This is a genomic window from Nonomuraea aridisoli, assembly GCF_003236395.1.
GTDB classification, from domain to species: Bacteria; Actinomycetota; Actinomycetes; order Streptosporangiales; family Streptosporangiaceae; genus Nonomuraea; species Nonomuraea aridisoli.
The window spans coordinates 1-18,949 of sequence record NZ_POUD01000183.1 but is presented as its reverse complement, the minus strand read 5'-3'; the positions used below and the strand labels follow the sequence as shown (position 1 = coordinate 18,949).

15 protein-coding genes are annotated in these 18,949 nt (G+C 71.3%); 11 read left to right on the top strand and 4 right to left on the bottom strand.

What is annotated here, in order from left to right; genetic code table 11:
* Together C1J01_RS32650 and C1J01_RS32645 are read left to right on the top strand one after the other, a co-directional pair.
* Nucleotides 1-420, top strand: a 420-nt coding sequence (locus C1J01_RS32650) for an ABC transporter ATP-binding protein (protein WP_146615806.1), incomplete at its 5' end; no start/stop codon positions are given.
* On the top strand, nucleotides 417-1,910 hold the full coding sequence (locus C1J01_RS32645; protein ID WP_146615805.1) for a DUF6297 family protein: 1,494 nt from the start codon (nucleotides 417-419) through the stop codon (nucleotides 1,908-1,910). The genes C1J01_RS32650 and C1J01_RS32645, both read left to right, overlap by 4 nt.
* Nucleotides 1,911-1,924: 14 nt before the next feature.
* Here the strand turns inward: C1J01_RS32645 and C1J01_RS32640 are convergent, their stop codons facing one another.
* Together C1J01_RS32640 and lepA are read right to left on the bottom strand one after the other, a co-directional pair.
* Nucleotides 1,925-2,392, bottom strand: coding sequence for a GNAT family N-acetyltransferase (locus tag C1J01_RS32640; protein WP_111182816.1), 468 nt, complete (start codon nucleotides 2,390-2,392; stop codon nucleotides 1,925-1,927).
* 52 nt (nucleotides 2,393-2,444) lie between these two features.
* Complete coding sequence (gene lepA / locus C1J01_RS32635) at nucleotides 2,445-4,316, bottom strand: translation elongation factor 4 (RefSeq protein WP_111182815.1); 1,872 nt, start codon at nucleotides 4,314-4,316, stop codon at nucleotides 2,445-2,447.
* A 14-nt stretch (nucleotides 4,317-4,330) separates the two neighbouring features.
* On the opposite strand from lepA, the gene C1J01_RS32630 reads away from it, so the two are divergent.
* From C1J01_RS32630 to C1J01_RS32605, 6 genes are all read left to right on the top strand, one after another.
* Complete coding sequence (locus C1J01_RS32630) at nucleotides 4,331-5,347, top strand: glycoside hydrolase family 18 protein (RefSeq protein WP_111182814.1); 1,017 nt, start codon at nucleotides 4,331-4,333, stop codon at nucleotides 5,345-5,347.
* 131 nt (nucleotides 5,348-5,478) lie between these two features.
* Nucleotides 5,479-5,748: a 30S ribosomal protein S20 gene (gene rpsT / locus C1J01_RS32625; RefSeq protein ID WP_111182813.1), complete on the top strand. Its 270-nt coding sequence runs from the start codon at nucleotides 5,479-5,481 to the stop codon at nucleotides 5,746-5,748.
* A 230-nt stretch (nucleotides 5,749-5,978) separates the two neighbouring features.
* Nucleotides 5,979-9,038 (top strand): FtsX-like permease family protein, encoded by a 3,060-nt coding sequence (locus C1J01_RS32620; protein ID WP_111182812.1) that lies wholly within the window; start codon nucleotides 5,979-5,981, stop codon nucleotides 9,036-9,038.
* Entirely contained in the window at nucleotides 9,035-11,629 is a 2,595-nt protein-coding gene (locus C1J01_RS32615; protein WP_111182811.1) for an FtsX-like permease family protein, read from the top strand. The genes C1J01_RS32620 and C1J01_RS32615 overlap by 4 nt, the downstream gene beginning before the upstream one ends.
* A complete protein-coding gene (locus C1J01_RS32610; RefSeq protein WP_111182810.1) occupies nucleotides 11,626-12,552 on the top strand; it encodes an ABC transporter ATP-binding protein in 927 nt (308 codons plus the stop codon). The genes C1J01_RS32615 and C1J01_RS32610 overlap by 4 nt, the downstream gene beginning before the upstream one ends.
* Nucleotides 12,545-13,237, top strand: coding sequence for an ABC transporter ATP-binding protein (locus C1J01_RS32605; RefSeq protein WP_181449082.1), 693 nt, complete (start codon nucleotides 12,545-12,547; stop codon nucleotides 13,235-13,237). The genes C1J01_RS32610 and C1J01_RS32605 overlap by 8 nt, the downstream gene beginning before the upstream one ends.
* A 150-nt stretch (nucleotides 13,238-13,387) precedes the next feature.
* On the opposite strand, the gene holA is transcribed toward C1J01_RS32605, so the two are convergent.
* Together holA and C1J01_RS32595 are read right to left on the bottom strand one after the other, a co-directional pair.
* Complete coding sequence (gene holA, locus C1J01_RS32600; protein WP_111182818.1) at nucleotides 13,388-14,359, bottom strand: DNA polymerase III subunit delta; 972 nt, start codon at nucleotides 14,357-14,359, stop codon at nucleotides 13,388-13,390.
* 64 nt (nucleotides 14,360-14,423) lie between these two features.
* Nucleotides 14,424-15,158, bottom strand: coding sequence for a class I SAM-dependent DNA methyltransferase (locus C1J01_RS32595; RefSeq protein WP_111182809.1), 735 nt, complete (start codon nucleotides 15,156-15,158; stop codon nucleotides 14,424-14,426).
* 177 nt (nucleotides 15,159-15,335) lie between these two features.
* On the opposite strand from C1J01_RS32595, the gene C1J01_RS32590 reads away from it, so the two are divergent.
* From C1J01_RS32590 to C1J01_RS53820, 3 genes are all read left to right on the top strand, one after another.
* Nucleotides 15,336-16,259: a hypothetical protein gene (locus C1J01_RS32590; protein ID WP_111182808.1), complete on the top strand. Its 924-nt coding sequence runs from the start codon at nucleotides 15,336-15,338 to the stop codon at nucleotides 16,257-16,259.
* Nucleotides 16,260-16,400: 141 nt separating this feature from the next.
* Nucleotides 16,401-17,507 (top strand): DUF6461 domain-containing protein, encoded by a 1,107-nt coding sequence (locus C1J01_RS32585; RefSeq protein ID WP_111182807.1) that lies wholly within the window; start codon nucleotides 16,401-16,403, stop codon nucleotides 17,505-17,507.
* 201 nt (nucleotides 17,508-17,708) lie between these two features.
* Entirely contained in the window at nucleotides 17,709-17,927 is a 219-nt protein-coding gene (locus tag C1J01_RS53820; protein ID WP_181449080.1) for a transposase, read from the top strand.
* The last annotated feature ends 1,022 nt before the right edge of the window (nucleotides 17,928-18,949 follow it).

Here is an 18,949-nt window from a genome sequence, read left to right as displayed (position 1 = left end):
AGGTGTATAAGAGACAGGTTCTGGGGCCGGGTGGGGCTGCTGTTCGAGGAGCCGGCCTGGTATCCCGCGCTCACCACCCGCGAACACCTCGAGCTGGTGGGAGCCGTGCACGCCGAGGCCCGGATGACGGTGGAGGCGGCGCTGGAGGAGTTCGCGCTGGTGGAGCGGGCCGACGCGGTGCCGCTCAACCTGTCCACCGGCCAGCGCCAGCGCCTGTCGCTGGCCGCGACGCTGCTCAGGCCGAGCACGCTGCTGCTGCTCGACGAGCCGGAACGCGGCCTCGACGCCGCCTTCCGCGCCCGCCTGGGCGACCTGCTGGAGGAGTACGCGCGCGAGGGCGGCACCGTCCTCATGGCCACCCACGATCCCGGCCTCGCCGAGCGCGCCCGCCAGGTCTCGCCGACGGGGGTGACCGCATGACCCGCGTACGGGAGGTACGGGCGTTCCTGCGCTCGCGCGGGCGCGGATCCGCCGGTCTGGTCGACCGTTACGTCGCCGTCTTCGGGCTCATCATGATCGTCGCCGTGGCCGGTCAGCCGGTGTCCGGCGTGCTCGCCGGGCTGGCCGAGCCGGTCGATCCGGCACGCACGGGAGCGGGGGTGGCACTGCTGGCCGTCTTGGTGGCCGGTCTGCTGGCGGCCGCCCGCGCGGCGGGACCGGTCTTCGTGCCCCCGGCCGACGCCTCGTGGCTGCTGCTCACGCCGTTGCACCGGCGGAGCATGCTGGGCCGTTCCGCACGGGTGCTGGGCCTGGTCGCGCTCGTGGCGGGGCTGCTGCTGGGCGTGGCGCTGCCGGCGGTGCTGGGCGCGCCCGACCAGCTCGTGTGGCGGGTGCTCGGCGCTCTGGTCCTCGGCGTGTCGGCGACCGTCGGCGGGATGGCGCTGGCCGTGCTCGGGCAGTCGTCGCAGACGTGGCAGTTCTGGCTGACGGCGACGGTGGCCGCGCTGCTGGCGCTGGCCGTGGTGGCCGTGAGCGGTCAGCTCCGTGCGGTGCTCGCCGTCGCCGCGAGCGCTCCGCCGGCCGCGATCGCCGCCGCCGTCGCCGGGGCCGTGGCGGTCTCCGGGGTGCTGGCCAGGCGGGCGTGGGTGTCGCTCGACCGGATCCCGGCGCGCGAGCTCGTGACCGCCTCCACCCGGGCCGGCCACGTGGCGAACGCGACCGTGGGGCTCGACCCGAGCGTGCTCACATGGGTCGCCGAGGACAACCACTGGCGGTCGAGGACGCTCGCCTCCCGGCGCTGGCCGAAGCTGCCGGCGCCGCTCGCGCTGGCGTGGGCCGACTGGGCGCGGGTGGCCCGCAGGCCGGGCCGGCTCGCTCTGATCGCGGCGACGGCCGCGCTGCCGGCGGTGCTGGTGCAGGCGGGCGGCTCCCCGGCGGTGCTGGGCGTCGCCGTGCTGGGCGGCGCGCTGGGCGTGACCGCCACGGCCGTGTCGGGAGCCCGCCGCGACGCCGACAACCCGGGGCTGGCCAGGCTGACCGGCGTGGGATTGCGCCCCGCCCTGGCCGCCCGCGCGGTGCTGCCCGCCCTGCTGGGCGGCGTCTGGGCGACCGCGGCCCTGGTCGTGCTCGCCGCCATCCCCATGGCGGGCGCGGTACCGGATGCCGGGGGCTGGTGGGCGTTCGGGCCGCTGATGGCGCCGGCACTGGCCGCCGGGGCGTTGCGGCTGGCCAGGCGGCCGCCGATCGACCACTCGCTGCCGGTGCTGGAGACGGGTGCGGGCGCGGTCCCGACCGGTGCGGTGTTCTGGGCGTTCACCGGGCCCGACCTGGCGTTGCTGGGCTGCCTGCCCGCGCTCACCGCGATGACGTCGCCGGTCGCCGACCTGGGGCCGTACCTGCTGGCCCAGGGGGTGACGGGTGTGGCGGTGCTGTCGGCGTACCTGTGGCGGGCGCGTCCCGCGCGGAACTAGGCGACGTAGCTGAACTAGGCGACGTAGACGTCGCTCGGCACGCCGCCGTACGGGATCGTCCGGTCCCTGCGCATGCCCACCCGCTCGGCCACCCGATGGGACGGCTCGTTGACGTCGCGGATCACCGCCACGACGGGCCCGAGGGCCTTGCCGACGCGCAGGGCGGCGCGGGCGAGCTCGACCGCGTACCCGTGGCCCCAGGCCGACGGACGGAAGCGGTAGTACAGGTTGAGCACCTCTTGGCCGTCCACCATCGCCCGGCGCAGCCCGCCGAAGCCGAGCACGTCGTCCTGGCCCTTGAGCCGGGCCGCCCAGTAGCCGATGCCGCGCTGGGACCAGTCGGCCAGCCACAGGTCGAGCATGGCCCGGCTCGACTCCCGGTCGGTGACCGGGCCGCCGGGGTGGTACACGCTGGTCAAAGGGTCGGAGTGGATCTCGTGGACGGCGTCCAGATCGTCCATTGTGACCCTGGATAGGACCATGCGCGCCGTATACACCACTTCCATGCTTTTCAGATTAGTCCAGCGGTGACGCCTACTTCTTGGCCTTGTCGGCGCTGGAGTCGGTGGACAGCGCGGCGACGAAGGCCTCCTGCGGCACCTCGACCCGGCCGACCATCTTCATCCGCTTCTTGCCTTCCTTCTGCTTCTCCAGCAGCTTGCGCTTACGGGAGATGTCACCGCCGTAGCACTTGGCCAGGACGTCCTTGCGGATGGCGCGGATGTTCTCGCGGGCGATGACCCGGGCCCCGATGGCCGCCTGGATCGGCACCTCGAACTGCTGCCGCGGGATCAGCTCGCGCAGCTTCTTGGCCATGTCGACGCCGTAGGCGTACGCCTTGTCCTTGTGCACGATGGCGCTGAAGGCGTCGACCGGCTCGCCCTGCAGCAGGATGTCGACCTTGACCAGGTCGGACTCCTGCTCGCCGGCCGGCTCGTAGTCGAGCGAGGCGTAGCCGCGGGTGCGCGACTTGAGCTGGTCGAAGAAGTCGAAGATGATCTCGCCGAGCGGCAGCGTGTAGCGGATCTCGACGCGGTCCTCCGACAGGTAGTCCATGCCGAGGAGCTGGCCGCGCCGCCCCTGGCAGATCTCCATGATCGCCCCGATGAACTCGGACGGCGCCAGGATCGTGGACTTGGTGACCGGCTCGAAGACCTGCGCGATCTTGCCGCCCGTCGGGAACTCCGACGGGTTGGTGACCGTGAGCTCCTTGCCGTCCTCCATGACCACGCGATAGATCACGTTGGGCGCCGTGGAGATCAGCGACAGCCCGAACTCCCGCTCCAGCCGCTCGCGCACGATCTCCATGTGCAGCAGCCCGAGGAAGCCGACGCGGAAGCCGAAGCCGAGCGCGGCCGAGGTCTCCGGCTCGTAGACCAGCGCCGCGTCGTTGAGCTGCAGCTTGTCGAGGGCCTCGCGCAGCTCGGGGTATTCGTCGCCGTCGATCGGATACAGGCCGGAGAAGACCATCGGCTTCGGGTGCTCGTAGCCGGCCAGCATGTCGCCCGCGGGCTTGGCCGCAGAGGTGACGGTGTCACCGACGCGCGACTGGCGCACGTCCTTCACGCCGGTGATCAAGTAGCCCACCTCGCCGACACCGAGCCCCAGGTCGGCGGGCTTCGGCTCGGGCGAGATGACGCCGATCTCCAGCGTCTCGTGGGTGGCGTCGGTCGACATCATGAGGATGCGCTCGCGCTTGCCCAGATGGCCGTCGACCACCCGGACGTACGTCACCACGCCGCGGTAGGTGTCGTAGACGGAGTCGAAGATGAGCGCACGGGCGGCGGCGTCGGCGTCGCCCACCGGGGCGGGCACCGTCGCGACCACGTGGTCGAGCAGCTCGCGTACGCCCTCGCCGGTCTTGCCCGACACCTTCAGCACGTCTGACGGATCGCACCCGATCAGCCCCGCGAGCTCCTCGGCGAACTTCTCCGGCTGCGCCGCCGGCAGGTCGATCTTGTTGAGGACGGGGATGATGTGCAGGTCGGCGTTCATGGCCAGGTAGAGGTTGGCCAGCGTCTGCGCCTCGATGCCCTGGGCGGCGTCGACCAGCAGGATCGCGCCCTCGCACGCCTGCAGCGACCGCGACACCTCGTAGGTGAAGTCGACGTGGCCGGGCGTGTCGATCATGTTGAGGACGTGGTCGTCCCATGGCAGCCGCACGGCCTGCGACTTGATCGTGATGCCGCGTTCGCGCTCGATGTCCATCCTGTCGAGGTATTGGGCCCGCATGGCGCGGTCGTCCACGACGCCGGTGATCTGGAGCATCCGGTCGGCAAGGGTCGACTTGCCATGGTCGATGTGCGCGATGATGCAGAAGTTGCGGATCAACGCGGGGTCGGTCTGGCCAGGCTGAGTGCGCACCGAAGTCCGTTTCGACAGGGTTGAGGGCAAGCAGTCTTTCATGGTGACATGCCCGGGTGAATGCCCGAACCGTCATCCGACACGGCCTGCGCGCGCTGGTGCTCGCCTTGGCCGCCGTGGTCGCGCTGGGCGGCCTCCTCGCCGCGGCGCTCCGCCTCCAGTTTACCGGTGCCCCGGCTACCTGGGCGATGAGCACCGGCCACGACGCCTTGTGGATGGGCCACATGTGGGTCGACGGCCGCCGCACGGAGCGCGATGTTCAGGAGCTGGCCGTACGGCTGCGCGGCACGGGGGTCAAGGAGGTGTACGTCCATTCCGGCCCGTTCGAATGGGATGGACGATTAGATCCCGCCAAGTACCCCAACGCCCGAAATTTCGTCCAATGGATGCATAAGCACCTCCCCAACGTCCGCGTCTCCGCCTGGCTCGGACAGGCCGTCAAGAACGGCCTCGACCTCGACGACCCCGCCGCGCGCACGAACGTCCTGGCCGGCGTCGCCGCCATCATGGCCCAGGGCTACGACGGCATCCACTACAACTTCGAGCCGGTCGGCGACGGCGACGAGGAGTTCCTCGACCTGCTCGAACGCACCCGCCGCCACACGACCCTGCTGTCCACCTCGGTCCCGCAGATCGAGCCGTACGCCGGCATGCGCCTGGCGACGCGCGCGGTCCTCGGCCACGACAAATACTGGTCGAAGGGTTACTTCAGCCAGGTCGTCGCCCGCGTCGACCAGGTCGCCGTCATGACCTACGACTCCTTCCTGCCGGCCCAGGCGCTGTACGGCGGCCACGTCGCCCGCCAGGCCGCGCTGGGCCTGGATCTCGTCCCCGAGGACAAGCAGCTGCTCATCGGCGCGCCCGCCTACCACGACCACGGGGTGCCCTGGGCCGACGCCGCCGAGAGCGTGGCGACGGCGGCCGAAGGGGCGCGGCTGGCGCTGTCGGAGCACGGCCGCCGCGAGGGGTTCGGCCTGGCCCTGTACGTCGACTTCGCCGCCACCGAGGAGGACTGGCGGGAGTACACGACACGGTGGGTGACCTTGGGCTCCGGGGGACGTACACTGTCGTGAGCATCCATTCGCCCAGGCCGTTGATTTGAGCAGCCGCCTGGGTTATTGGTAACCTGTTCAACTGCGTGTGGCGCGCCCTCTCTCGAGCCCGCGCGCCCCATCCATCACCAGACTTTCACCGAGGCTTCTTCGTGGCGAACATCAAGTCCCAGATCAAGCGCAACAAGCAGAACGAGAAGGCTCGTCTGCGTAACAAGGCGGTCAAGTCCTCTCTGAAGACGGCCGTCCGCAAGTTCCGCGAGGCCGCCGAGCAGGGCGACGTCGAGCAGGCCGTCGCGCTGCAGCGCGTCGCGGCCCGCCAGCTCGACAAGGCCGCCAGCAAGGGCGTCATCCACAAGAACCAGGCCGCCAACCGCAAGTCCGCGATCGCTCGGCAGGCCGCGTCGCTGGCCGCCAAGTAGAGCCAAGTAGATCCGCGTCGGCGCAGGTCGGCATGACCGGCCGGCGGGTTCGACAGACGCCGCACTCTCCATGAGTGCGGCGTTTTCTGTATTTCCAGTGCCGTTTGTCACGTTTTTGATATCACGTCGGCATCGCCGCAGCGTCTCGGCTGCGTCACCGTTGTCCTGGCCTTCTTGCCCCTCACCTCACAGGTGCCCGAAAGTGCAGTGATCCGGGGGGAAGGGGACACATGCGGGCGCCGTTGGTCGTGAAAAGGGCCTTCAGCGAGCCGCTGTTGCTCTTGGCCGCCTTCGGCTCGATCCTGCTGGCCACCACCACGCTGGTGGCGCTGACGATGTACGCCTCCTCCATCGCCGACGCCGGCGTGCGCAGGACGATGGAGACGGCCTCGTACCGGCAGACCGCGGCCACCGTCAGCGCGCCCGTGACCGCAGAGACGTTCCCCCGCTTCGACGCGGCCGTACGCGCGGAGTTCGCCCGGGCCTACACCCGGCCGCCCGCGATCACCACCAGCTTCCGCTCCGACTCCTACGTCATGCCCGGTCAGGAGGGCCGGGAGCGGCCGGAGCTGCTCAGGTTCGGCAGCTACGACGGGTTCGACCGGCACGCCAGGCTGGTCTCCGGCGCCTGGCCGCGTCCCGGCGGGAGCCCGGTCGAGGCGGCGATCTCCCAGTCGGCCGCCTCGGCGACGGGGTTCGAGGCGGGGCGTGAGTTCACCGTGCGCGGCCGGCTCGACCCGCGCCCGGTCCGGGTGCGCGTCACCGGCGTGTTCCAGCTCGGCGATCCCTCCGGTGAGCGCTGGGCAGGCGAGCAGCTGCTCGCCCGGGGCGTCGAGCGCGGCGAGTTCACCACGTACGGGCCGCTGATGGTGGCGCGGGAGACGTTCATGGCGCGGTTCGCGACGAACGTCAACGCGACCTGGACGGCCGAGCCCGACCTGCGCGAGGTCACCCCCGAGCAGCTGGGCCCGATGGCCGGCGCGGTCGCCGGGATCGGCGAACGACTGGAGGCGGCCGGCTGCGGCCCCTGCGTGGCCGCCGGCGACCTGCCGCGGATGCTCACCCAGCTCGACACCGCCTCGCTGGTGGCTCGCTCCACCATGCTGATCCCGGTGCTCCAGCTCCTGCTGCTGGCCGGGTACGCGCTGATGCTCACCGCGCGGCTGCTGGCCGACCACCGCCGCATGGAGGTGGCGCTGCTGCGCTCGCGCGGCGCGGGCACCGGGCGGCTCGCGGCGCTGGCGGGCGGGGAGGCGCTGCTGGTGGCGCTGCCGTGCGCGGTCGCGGCGCCGTTCCTGGGACCGCCGCTGCTGGCGCTGGTCAGCGCGCTGCCGTGGATCAGGGCCTCGGGCGTGCGGCTGGAGCCGGCGGCCGACCTGGGCTCATTCCTGGTCTCGTTCGGGGTGGCGCTGGCCGCTGCCGGGCTGCTGGCGCTGCCCGCGCTGGCGGGGGCGCGGCGCACGTACGTGGAGGAGCAGTCGGCGCGCGGGCGCGGCGGCGGGCGCGGGCTGGTCGAACGGGCGGGCGCCGACCTGGCGCTGCTGGTCGTGGCCGGGCTCGCCATCTGGCAGCTCCAGCACTACGGCGCGCCCGTGACCGCGACGGTGGCCGGCGGGCTCGGCATCGACCCGCTCATCATCTCCGGGCCCGCGCTGGCCCTGCTCACCGGCGGCATGCTGGGCCTGCGACTGGTGCCGCGCATCTCGAAGGCGGCCGCGCGGCTGACCGCACGGCGGCCGGCGCTCGCCCCGGCGCTCGGGGCCTGGCAGGTCAGCAGGCGGCCCCTGACGTACGCCGGGCCGGCGCTGCTGCTGACGATGGCCGTCGCGATCGGCATCGTCTCCATGGCCACGGCGTCCACGTGGCGGACCTCGCAGCTCGACCAGGCCCGCCACCAGGCGGGGGCCGACCTGCGGCTGTCCGGGCCGTCGGAGGGGCCGGAGCTGGGAACGCTGGGGCGCGGCACGGCGTTCACGGCCCTGCCGGGCGTCACGGCGGCCTCCCCCGCCTTCCACGGGCAGAACGAGGTGAGCGGGGAGATCGCGACGCTGCTCGCGCTCGACGCGGGCAAGCTGGGCGAGCTGTTCCACCTGCGTCCCGACCTGTCGGCGCAGCCGGTCGCGGAGTTGTCGCGCGGGCTGGCGGGACCCCGGGCGGGCAAGCTGGAGCTGCCGGGGCGCCCCGCCACGCTGACGCTGCGGGCCGAGGTGGACGCGGCGCTGCCGCTGCGGCTGGTGCTCTCCGACGGGCTCGGCGTCTGGCGCGACGTGTCGCTCGGCGTGCTGACGCCGGGGTCGAACCGGATGGAGGTCGACCTGCGGGCGCTCGCCGGACGGGCCGGGGAGATCACGTACCCGGTGGCGTTGCGCGGGCTGGTCGCGGGCGCGGTCGAGGAGACCGCCACCCTCCGGCTCATCGGGCTGAGCGCCGACGGGCGGGAGGTCGCGCCGCCCGCCCTGTCGATGACCGTGCGCGGCGACCGGCCCGCCGCGGCCGCGTTCACGCCGTCGCCCGCGCCGGGACCGCTGCCCGTCGTGCTCACCGCGGACCTGGCCGCCTCGCTCAAGCTCGGCGTCGGCCAGGAGGGACGGGCCAGCATCGACCGCCGGGTGATGCCGGTCAAGGTCGTGGGCGTCGTGGAGAGCATGCCGGCGACCTCGGCGGGGCAGCCGGCCGTACTCGCCGACTGGGAGACGCTGCAGGCGTCGGAGCTGGCCGCGGGGCAGCCGCCCCGGCCCGCCACGGAGTGGTGGCTCGCCACCGCCGACAGCACCGCCGCGACGGCCACGCTGAAGCGGCACCCCGAGTGGGACGTCACCGCGGTCGACCAGCGAGAACTGGCCACCCGGCTGCGGGACGACCCTCTCGCGAGCGGACTGCAGGGGGCGCTGATGCTGGGGTTCGCGGCGGCGCTGGTGTTCGCGGTGCTCGGGTTCCTGGTGAACGCGGTGGTCGCGGCGCGGGAGCGGACGGCCGAGTTCGCGATCCTGCGGGCGCTCGGGGTGAGCGCGCGGCAGGTGTTCGGGATGCTGGCCGTGGAGCAGACGTTCGTCATCGGGCTGTCGCTGGTGGCCGGCACCGTGCTCGCGGTGGTCGTCGGGGTGCTGGTGGTGCCGCACGTCGTGCTGACCGGGCAGGCGGCGGCCGTCACCCCGGGCGTGCTGCTGGACATCCCATGGGCGGCCGCCTGCGTCATGCTCGTGCTGGTGGCCGCGGTGCTGCTCGCGATCGTCGCCGGGCTGGCGCGGAGCCTGCGCGGCCGGGGGCACGCTCTTCGGGAGGAACAGTGAGGATCGGGCTGCTCGCCCGCGTGCACCTGGGCACGATGGCCGTGCTCTCCGTGCTGACGTTGAGCGCCTGCGTGCTGGTCGCGGGGCTGCCCAAGGCGGCGCAGACGTCGTACGACGAGGCGCTGCGGCGCGCTCTGGGCACGGCGCCGGCCGTGACGGCCGACCTGACGGTGACCACGACGTCCCGCGGCGCGGAACAGGACCTTCGCGAACGCGGCCAGTTCGACATCCGCGACCGCCGGTGGCGGCAGATCCTGCCCGCCGCGCTGCGACCCCTGATCCAGCCCGCCGGCACGGGCACCAGCCACATGAGCGCCAAGACGACGCTCACGCCGCTCACCGGCACGGGCGGCTGGACGTACCTCAACCTGGGCTGGTTGTCCGACGCCGACCGGCGGGTGACCTGGGTCGAGGGCCGCGCCCCCGCGGCGCCGTCCACGATGCGGTACGAGGGCGCGACCGTCCCCGTGTTCGAGGGCGGCCTGTCCCGCGAGGCGCTGCGCAAGATGGGCATGCGCGTGGGCGAGACGAAGATGATCGGCGAGCACGACCACGCCGCCGTGAAGATCGTCGGCGCCTTCGAGGCGAAAGACCCCTCCGACCGCTACTGGTCGCACAACTCCGACGTCCTGCACGTCATCGAGACCCTGCCGCCCGGCGCGACGGACACCGAGAAGCACCTCACCGCGCTGATCTCCGACGCCGGGCTGGGCGAGCTCAGCGGCGAGGGACGCAACCTGACGTACCGGTGGGTGCTGCCGGTGGAGCCGGCGGCGGCGACGGCCTTGGCCGCGCCTGAGCTGCGGACGGCGGTCGGCGAGTTCGGCCGGGCGGTCCTGCTGCAGTCCACGGCCGCCTCGGGCTCGTACAGCCTGGAGAGCGGGCTCACCGAGCTGCTGGGAGACTTCCTGGCGGCGCTGTCGGCCGCGCAGACCGTCATGTCCCTCGTTCTCGGCGGGCTGCTCGCGGTCGCGCTGGGCGTGATCGTGCTGACCGTGCGGCTGCTGGGTGACCGGATGGACCGCACTCTCTCGCTGGCGCGGGCGCGCGGCGGGTCGCTGCGGCAGGTGGCGGGCACGGCGGCGGCGCTGACCGCGATCGCGACGGCTCCCGCGGCGGTGGCCGGGTACGCGCTGTCGTACCTGGTGCCGGGGCCCCTGCTGCCGGTCGTGCACGCCGGGCCGCTCGTGGTGGTGGTCGTGGCCGTCGGGGTCTGCGCCGCGCGCACCGCTCTGACGCATCGCCGGCCGCTGCCCGAGCGGCGTGACGACGTGGTCGCGGCCCGGCCCGGCGCCCGGCGGATCACGCTGGAGGCGCTGGTCGTGGTGCTGGCGCTGGCGGGGGCGTACCTGCTGCGGGCGCGCGGGCTGACGACCTCCGGCGAGCAGGACCCGTTCCTGCTGGTGGTGCCGGTCGCGCTGACGGTGGCGGCGGCGCTCGTGACGTTGCGCTGCTACCCGTACCCGCTGCGGCTGTTCGTGCGGCTGGCCGCACGGGGGCGGGCCGCGGTGGCGTTCCTGGGGCTGACCGGGGCGGCCAGGACGCGGTCCGGGAGCGTGCTGCCGGTGCTCGTCCTGCTGCCGGCGCTGGCGGTGTCGGTGTTCGCCGCCGTGGTCGCCGACGGGATCGCGGGCACGCAGCGGCTGGCGTCCTGGCAGCAGGTGGGGGCGCCGATCCGGATCACGTCGGAGACGGAGATCCCCGCCGACGCCGTCGAGCGGATCCGCCGGGCCCCGGGCGTCGAGCGGGTGGTGCTCGCGCAGACGGGCCAGGTCCAGGTCGGGTACGGCGGTGAGCGGGCCGAGGCCATCGCCGTGGACGTGGCCGGGTGGCGGGACATCCTCGACGGCGCCCCGGTCGTGCTGCCGCCGCTGTCCGACGGCGCGCTGGTCTCGCCCGAACTGCGGGGGCGGGGCACGTTCGAGATCGGCTGGCAGTCACGGGTGAAGCTGGCCACGCGCGGCGTGGTCGAGGCGGTGCCCGGCTTCTTCACCAAGGGCAAGTTCCTCGTCGTGCCCCTGGACATCCAGCTGCGGCCCGCCGTGAACACCCTGCTCGTCAAGGGGGACGCCGCGCTCGCCGACCTCGCCGCGATCGTCCCCTCCGCCACCGTCGAGTCGCAGGAGCGGGCTCTGGCGGCCATCAGGGACGATCCGCTGACGAGCGCGGTGCGCTGGACGCTGACCGTGGTGACGGCCGCGCTGTCCGCGTACGCGCTGGCCGCCGTCGTGCTGTCGCTCGTCATCGGGGCGGCCGAGCGGGCCAGGACGGTGTCGTTCCTGCGCACGCTGGGGCTGTCGGACCGGCAGGCGCAGCGGCTGACCGTCCTGGAGATCCTGCCTATGATCGTGGTCACCGCGCTGGCCGGGCTGGGCCTCGGCCTCGCGCTGCCGGCCGCGCTCGGGCCCGGCGTCGACCTGTCCGCCTACGCCGGCGACCTGCCCGTCGGCGACTACTCCCTCGACCTGTTCCTGCCGACCGCGCTGGCGGCCGGGCTCACGGCGGCGGCCGTGCTCGGCGCGTACGCGCACACCGTCGTCAGCCGCCGTCGCGGCCTCGGCGCCGTTCTGCGAGTGGGGGACCTCACATGAATCCGACCCTGTCCGACCTTGAAGCCAAGGCCACGCGGAAGAAGGCCGCGTTCGGCGGCGACGCGCACATCGTGTGCGACAACCTCGTCCGCATCTACAAGACCGAGGGCGTCGAGGTCGTCGCTTTGCAGGGCCTCGACCTGGTGATCGACGAGGGCGAGCTGGTCGCCATCGTCGGCGCGTCCGGCTCGGGCAAGTCGACGCTGCTGAACGTGCTGTCCGGGCTGGACGTGCCGACCGCCGGAGTGGCCAGGGTGGCGGGCATGGACCTGCTGTCGATGAGCGCCCGCGACCGGCTGCGGTACCGGCGTTCGATCGTGGGCTTCATCTGGCAGCAGACGGCCAGGAACCTGCTGCCGTACCTCACCGCGCGCGAGAACGTCGAGCTGCCGATGAAGCTGGCCGGCGGCGGCCGGGCGCGGCGGCGGCGCGCGGACGAGCTGCTGGAACTGCTCGGCGTCGCCTCCTGCGCGGACCGCAGGACGCCCGAGATGTCCGGCGGGCAGCAGCAACGCGTCGCCATCGCCGTCGCCCTCGCCAACTCCCCGCAGGTCATCCTGGCCGACGAACCGACCGGTGAGCTCGACAGCGAGACCTCGGAGCAGGTGTTCGACGCGTTGCGCACCGCGAACCGGCAGCTCGGCGTCACCGTCGTCATCGTCACCCACGACCCGCTGGTGGCCGAGCAGGTGGACCGGACGGTGGGCATCCGCGACGGGCGTACCAGCAGCGAGACGCTGCGGCGCGAGGACGCCGAGGGCCGCATCATCGCCGAGGAGTACGCCGTCCTCGACCGGGTGGGGCGGCTGCAGCTGCCGCGCGACTTCATGAACGCCCTCGACATGGAACGGCGCGTGCGCCTCGAACTCGAATCCGACCACATCGGCGTGTGGCCGGCCCGGGAGGAGCCCACTGATGACTGATTCGCCGCTGGTCGTGGTCGAAGGGCTGCGCAAGGTCTACCGGAGCGGGCCCAAGGAGGTCGTCGCGCTGCGGGACGTGTCGTTCTCGATCTTCCCCGGCGAGCTGGTCGCGCTGCGCGGGCGGTCCGGCTCCGGGAAGACCACCCTGCTCAACCAGATCGGCGGCCTGGACCGGCCCGACGCCGGGCGGGTCGTCGTGGACGGGCACGAGGTGACCGCCATGTCCGAGGACGAGCTGCTCGCGCTGCGCCGGGACGTGGTCGGGTTCGTGTTCCAGTCGTTCGGGCTGATCCCCGTGCTGTCGGCCGCGGAGAACGTGGGCGTGCCGATGCGGCTGAAGCGCCTGCCGGTGGCCGAGCGGGAGGCTCGCGTACGGATGTTGCTCGCCCTCGTGGGGCTGGACGACCACGTCAACCAGCGGCCGTACGAGTTGTCCGGGGGGCAGCGGCAGCGGGTGGCGATCGCCCGGTCGCTGGCCAACCGGCCGCGCCTGCTGGTGGCCGACGAGCCGACCGGGCAACTGGACTCGCAGACGGGACGGCAGATCATGGAGCTGCTGCGGGCCCTCGTACGGAGCGAGGGGGTCACGGCGCTGGTGGCCACCCACGACCCGAGCCTGATCACTCTCGCGGACCGCGTCCTGGAGATCGCCGACGGCGCCCTCCACGAGACCACCCGCGCCTGACCCCGTCGCTCTGCCCGGTGGTGCGCGCCTCCCGATCCGGCGCACTCTTTGCAGAGCCGCACCGTCGATGGCCCGTACAGGTCTATGACCGCTTTGTCATGGCGAAGCCGCTGTTCGTCCTGGCGAAGCGGTTGCGGCGAGTGCGTGGGGTCAGCGGCCGGTGCGGCTGGACACGATGACCTGGATGGCGTGTTCCAGGGCGTAGGCCGGGTCCGCTCCCCCGCCCTTCACCTGCTCGTCCGCGGTCGCCACGGCCTGGATCGCACGCGAGAGCCCTTCCGGGCCCCAGCCGTTCAGCTGCCGCTTCACCCGGTCCGCCTTCCACGGCGGCATGCCGAGCTGACTGGCCAGCTGGGGGCCACGGAGGTTGCGCGGCGCGCCCGCCACCTTGGCCAGCGAACGGAGCCCGTTGGCCAGAGCGCTCACCAGCAGGACCGGGGCGACGCCGGTGCCGAGCGCCCAGCGCACCTGCTCCAGCGCCTCGGCCAGCCGCCCTTCGATGGCGGAGTCGGCGACGTTGAACCCGGTGACCTCGGCCCGCCCCTTGTGATAGCGGGCGACGGCCGCCGCACTGATCGTCTTGTCTTCCGTGTCGAACGCCAGCTGGCTGCACGCCGCCGCCAGCTCACGCAGGTCGTTGCCCACGGCGTCGAGCAGCGCCTGCGCCGCGTCACCGGAGATCTTCCGCCCCGCCCTGCGGAACTCCCCCTTGACGAACTCCAGCCGCTCCCCCGCCTTGGTGACCTTGCTGATCGTGATCACCTTGGCCCCGGCCTTCTTCACGCCGTCGACCAGCGCCTTCCCCTTGACCCCGCCGGGGTGCGCCAGGACGAGCACGGTGTCGTCGGACGGCTGCTTCGCGTACGCCACGATCTCGGTGATGACGTCCTTCGGCAGGTCCTGCGCCGACCGGATCACCACCACGGAACGGTCGCCGAACAACGACGGCGAGGTCATCTGGGCCAGCTCACCCGTCGTGACCTTGCCACCCAGCAGATCATGCACCTCCGCGCTGGGATCGGCGGCCCGCGCGGCCGCGACCACCTCGCTCACGGCCCGCTCGGCCAGCAACTCCTCATCGCCGACGACCAGGGTCACAGGTGCTGGATCGGTTCCCGCCATGCCACGCAGCATGCCACGCCCCACCGACAACCCGGTACTCGACCGCCTGGGGCGCCTGCCTTCCTCACGACGCCTTCTGCCAGACCGATACGTGGCTCCTGCTGTCGCTGGTGAAGGGCTCCCGCTGCCAACCGGCCCATCGTTCGCGCAAGGTCATTCCGGCCAGCCGGGCCATCAGGTCGAGCTCGGACGGCCAGACGTAGCGGTGCGGCGACGACCGGGTCTCCAGCCGGCCGTCCACGACCCAGTAATGGTGGGAGACGGCGATCTGCGAGGCCACGTCGTACTCCTCGAAGCCGAGATGCTCCGGTGTCACGGTGAACGGGTGGACGGTCTGGCCCGGCGGGAGACGCCGCAGCTCCGGGACGTAGACCTCGATGACGAAACAACCGCCGGGTTCGAGCTGCGCGGCCACGGTGCGGAAGCACTCGACCTGCTCATCCTGCGTGGTCAGGTTCGTGATGGTGTTGCGCACCAGGTAGGCGAGGGTGAAGTCGCCGCCTGCCCTGGTGGTGGCGAAGTCGCCGACGGTCACGCCGACGGTCTCCGCGCCCGGTTTGGTCCGCAGCTGCGCCACCATCGCGGGCGACAGCTCGATGCCGTGCACCCGGACGCCTCGGCGGCTGAGCGGCAACGCGATGCGCCCGGTCCCGACGCCCAGCTCGAGAGCCGAGCCGCCGGGGCCGGCCAGCTCGGCGAGGAAACTCACCGCAGGGTCGACGACCGCGGGATCGAACAGTTCCGGCCACTTGGCCTCATAGGTCTGTGCTGTCCGCTCGTCAAAGTTGTTCTCCGGCACAGTCGTACTGTGCCCGCAACGCCGGGCGTTGACCACCGGATATCTTCGCCCAGCGTCTTTTGGCCCCGGCCGCGTGACGTTCGGGTCGTACGCCGATGGCACGAGTCCGCGGTGATTGCTTGATCAATCGTGCGTTCGGATATTTCATTGTGCCGACACCTGAAGGTGAGAGGACGCATGACGACGGAGCCATCGGCAGAGCGTGACGATGAGGCCGGCCGGTCCGAGAGCGGGACCATTCTCTATTCGATATGCCGGTGGACCGTCACCGTGATCCTGCTGCAGTACGGCTTCGCCAAGATCTTCGACGCTCAGTTCACGGTGCTCGATTCCGAGCTCGACAAGCCCATGGGAACGGTCAGCGGTTTCTGGCTGACCTGGTATTACTTCGGATACTCACCGTTCCTCGGCAATCTGATAGCGGTTCTGCAGATCGGTCTCGGGCTGGCCTTGGCATTTCGCCGTACCACCGTGATCGGGGCCTTGGGCGCCGCGCCACTGCTCGCCGGGATCGCCGTGGTGAACGTCTCCTACGCGATCGCGCTCGATGCCATGCTGATCGCCGCGATCGGGGCCGCGTGCGCCGGATACCTGCTGTGGCAGCACCGCCGCGAGTTGCTCACGGTGTTCTGGCACGACCAGAACAAGGTGGCGCCCGCGAAAGGGCGGGCACGCTTGCGCTGGGCGCACGCGGGTGTGGTCGTGCTCCTGGTCGCGGGCGCGGCTTCCTGCTCGTTCTATGTCGCGAATTACAACAACCGGCTGCCGACTCCACTGGACGGCACCTGGGACGTGACCGTGGGCGATTTCCAGCCATCGGGCCTGCCCGGCCCGGCCGAGCGCGTTTACTTCGAGCCCAACCGTGCTCACCAGGTGGTGCTACGCAGTGGGCTGACCTGGCAGACCCACCATTTCGAGGTCGACCCGGCCACGGCCACCATCCGGATCTGGCGGACGTGGCTCAGCAAAGGCGAGCAGTTACTGTCCGGACGCTATAGTCTCGCCAACGACCGATTGGTGATCACCGGTACGGACCTGACTTCGAAACGCCCGTTGCACTGGGAACTACGGGCGGTTCCTTACGAACGCCTTCGGCGATGAAAGGGCAGGGGACGGAGCAATCTTCAGAAGCCGCTCGCAAGCCGCACGATGCGCGATCTGGAACTCCACTGCTCTTGGGCGGATGTTCTCGCCCCCGCGCCATTGTCATTCAGCCGCCATGGCCACAGCGAAACTGGAAATATGTCGAGCTTTCTGTTCTACAAGGAACATGTTCACTCCATGTTCGATTATCCCGCATGCGTCACCTGGGTGCGCGGCGCCGGCATCCATGACCTTGTGCAGGTGTTCGGCGGGCAGGTGGAGCAACTCGCCGAAGGCGGCTACGACGACCTCTACGACTCCTATGACCTGTACGGCGAGGACGAGGGCATCGTTCTCATCAGCCGGTCGGCTGACTGGTTCATAGCCGTTGAGTTGACCAGGTACATCGGTGCCGACCGTAACGTACTTCGGCGTTTGTCAGCCTCCGGCGAGGCCCTGTCCATGGCATGGACCGGGGAGCTCGACACGACGTTCACCTACGCGGTCAACGGGCAACTGGAGAGCCTTTTCGACCCGTTCGAGCAGCGCACCACGGCGGCCGAGCCGGAACGTCTGGCCTGGGCGCAGACCTACGGCGTCACGCCGGAGCAGTGGCGAGACGACTGGCTGGCCGCGTCGTTCGCCCTCGCGGAACAGATCTCCGGCGTACGCGTCGACCAGGCATGGAAAGAGGGAACGCACCTCGTACTGAGAATGGAGACCGAGGAGGACGAGGAACCGACCGTCAGACCTCCGTTGACGCTGAGAGACGATCTACGGGAGGTGGTCGGGCGTCATCCCCGTGTCGCCGCCATCGCCGCGAATCCTCCCGAGGGTGATCTGAAGGAGCTGACGCTCATCGCCTGCGAACTGGCCGTGCGCGCCGCAGAGCTCGACGGGCCCGACATCGACGAAGCCCTTGCGGCGATCAGGGCGGAACGTCGCGGGCAGGCCGTGCACGAGCTGAGCGAGCGCCTGATGGACGAGGCCGGCGACCTCCGGCGACGGGCCGCCAAGGTGATGGACGAGAACGCGAATCCCGACTTTCCCGACCCGAGTACCGACTGGGGCCGGCTTCTGATGAAGTACCACGCGCTGCGAGCACTGACCTTCCCGCTCACGATGGATCCTTGCATGGGCTGCATGGCGGCTATCAGGCAGGGCAAGGAGGTGGTTGTCGGCGCACGGAAGCAGACCGACGACTATCGCCTGCTCAACGCCATGGAGACAATCGCCTTGTACGTCTCCACCGACCACCATCCATGAGCAGCCGGCCGTGTTCGGCCGACACGGCGTGCCGGGCGGGGTGGAAGCGAGGTTCGTGCCCAGCGCTGATCATGACAGGACAGTCGTCCAGCGAGTTGAGATCAGAGGGTTTGCCTGCAGTACGGCCTGTGAGGCCGGCAGGCCATCGGGCATGGCGCGTGGCGACCTCCCCGACGCATAAGCGTCCTTGATCGGCTTCACTTGGCGTTGGGTGCGCGAGGTCCGATTCCGGACCTGCGGCAGCAGTTCCTCGCGGTGAGGTGGCGGTTTCGTACCGGGAGCCCGTGGCGAGACCTGCCTCCCGAGTACGGGCCACGGCCCACCGCCCATACCGGTTCGGCTCATGGGCGGTGCGCCTGCGTTCTCGAGCGGCTGATGCAGGCGGGCACTCGCGGCGGCACGGCGGCAGATCGCCGATGACCAGCACCTCACTACCGAGTCGTCGTCGAACGGTGTAGTCGAGCGCTACCTCACCATGGGCAACGCCCCCCGGGTTCTCTGGTCGCCTGCCTCCAGAGCAACCCGAGCGCGCCCCTGGTCCTGATGGCCCACGGCAGCGGCAACCACAAGAAGTCACTGCGATGGCCGGCCGCACCCGCCTCCTCGCCACCGGCTGCGGCCTCCACACCGCGAGAGCCGGGCACCCCCGTGAGACGCGCACTCCGGTCGAGTCCGGCGCGAAGCCATCCGCTGCCGCAAGCGCTACCTCACCCGCTAGATCTTCCGCGCTCTCGAATACCAGCCACCGGTTGCACAGGCCGCTTGGGCGAACCTGGAAGCGTCACGTGATGGCCGTATGACCGTTGCCCACGTCTGTGACCTGCCAGAACTCGTACACCACTCCCGTGGACGCAACCGACAGACATGCCTGTCCCGTGAGGGGCCGATCGGCGGGACAAGTGACGTCCCTGATCAGCTGACCCACACAATGCCCAGCCCGACCTGCGGCGCGATCGTCTCCAGCGTCCGGCGGCCGCCCCTCTGCCAGGCCGGCGGTGCTGACCTCGGCTCCCAGTACGGCGGCGGCGTACTTGGGCCCGGCGACCACGACCTTGGCGTCGCGGTCGGCCACCATGTACGCGACCTCGGCGGTACGGAGCCGCTGTTGATCAATTCGTCATCCACAAGCTCCCGTCTGCCCTTGCCCCTTATCCACAGAACGCAGTTCGGGCCCGATGCGGCGGTTGCCTGAGCCCTACGGTCGCTGGCGTGCGTACCCCCGATCCAGCGGCAGAGCGAGCGATAGCCGAGTCACGGCTACGCGCCATCACCGCCTCTACCCGCCGCCCGCGCAGCCGCGTGGGCCGTCCGGCGTGGGGGACGGGCGAGCGAGCCACCTCCCGGGGAAACCACCGCCCAGGCCGCGAAGGCACCCGCCCATCCCGCGGAAGCAAGCCCTCAGCCCCCGGCGACCTTCAGCCCCACACCTCAAGCCCTGTCTC

Bases quoted from the DNA above. Each gene is read 5' to 3' on its own strand.
- C1J01_RS32645 (WP_146615805.1), top strand. From the start codon at position 417: ATGACCCGCGTACGGGAGGTACGGGCGTTCCTGCGCTCGCGCGGGCGC.
- C1J01_RS32640 (WP_111182816.1), bottom strand. From the start codon at position 2,392: ATGGTCCTATCCAGGGTCACAATGGACGATCTGGACGCCGTCCACGAG.
- lepA (WP_111182815.1), bottom strand. From the start codon at position 4,316: ATGAAAGACTGCTTGCCCTCAACCCTGTCGAAACGGACTTCGGTGCGC.
- C1J01_RS32620 (WP_111182812.1), top strand. From the start codon at position 5,979: ATGCGGGCGCCGTTGGTCGTGAAAAGGGCCTTCAGCGAGCCGCTGTTG.
- C1J01_RS32610 (WP_111182810.1), top strand. From the start codon at position 11,626: ATGAATCCGACCCTGTCCGACCTTGAAGCCAAGGCCACGCGGAAGAAG.
- C1J01_RS32605 (WP_181449082.1), top strand. From the start codon at position 12,545: ATGACTGATTCGCCGCTGGTCGTGGTCGAAGGGCTGCGCAAGGTCTAC.
- holA (WP_111182818.1), bottom strand. From the start codon at position 14,359: ATGGCGGGAACCGATCCAGCACCTGTGACCCTGGTCGTCGGCGATGAG.
- C1J01_RS32590 (WP_111182808.1), top strand. From the start codon at position 15,336: ATGACGACGGAGCCATCGGCAGAGCGTGACGATGAGGCCGGCCGGTCC.
- C1J01_RS32585 (WP_111182807.1), top strand. From the start codon at position 16,401: ATGTCGAGCTTTCTGTTCTACAAGGAACATGTTCACTCCATGTTCGAT.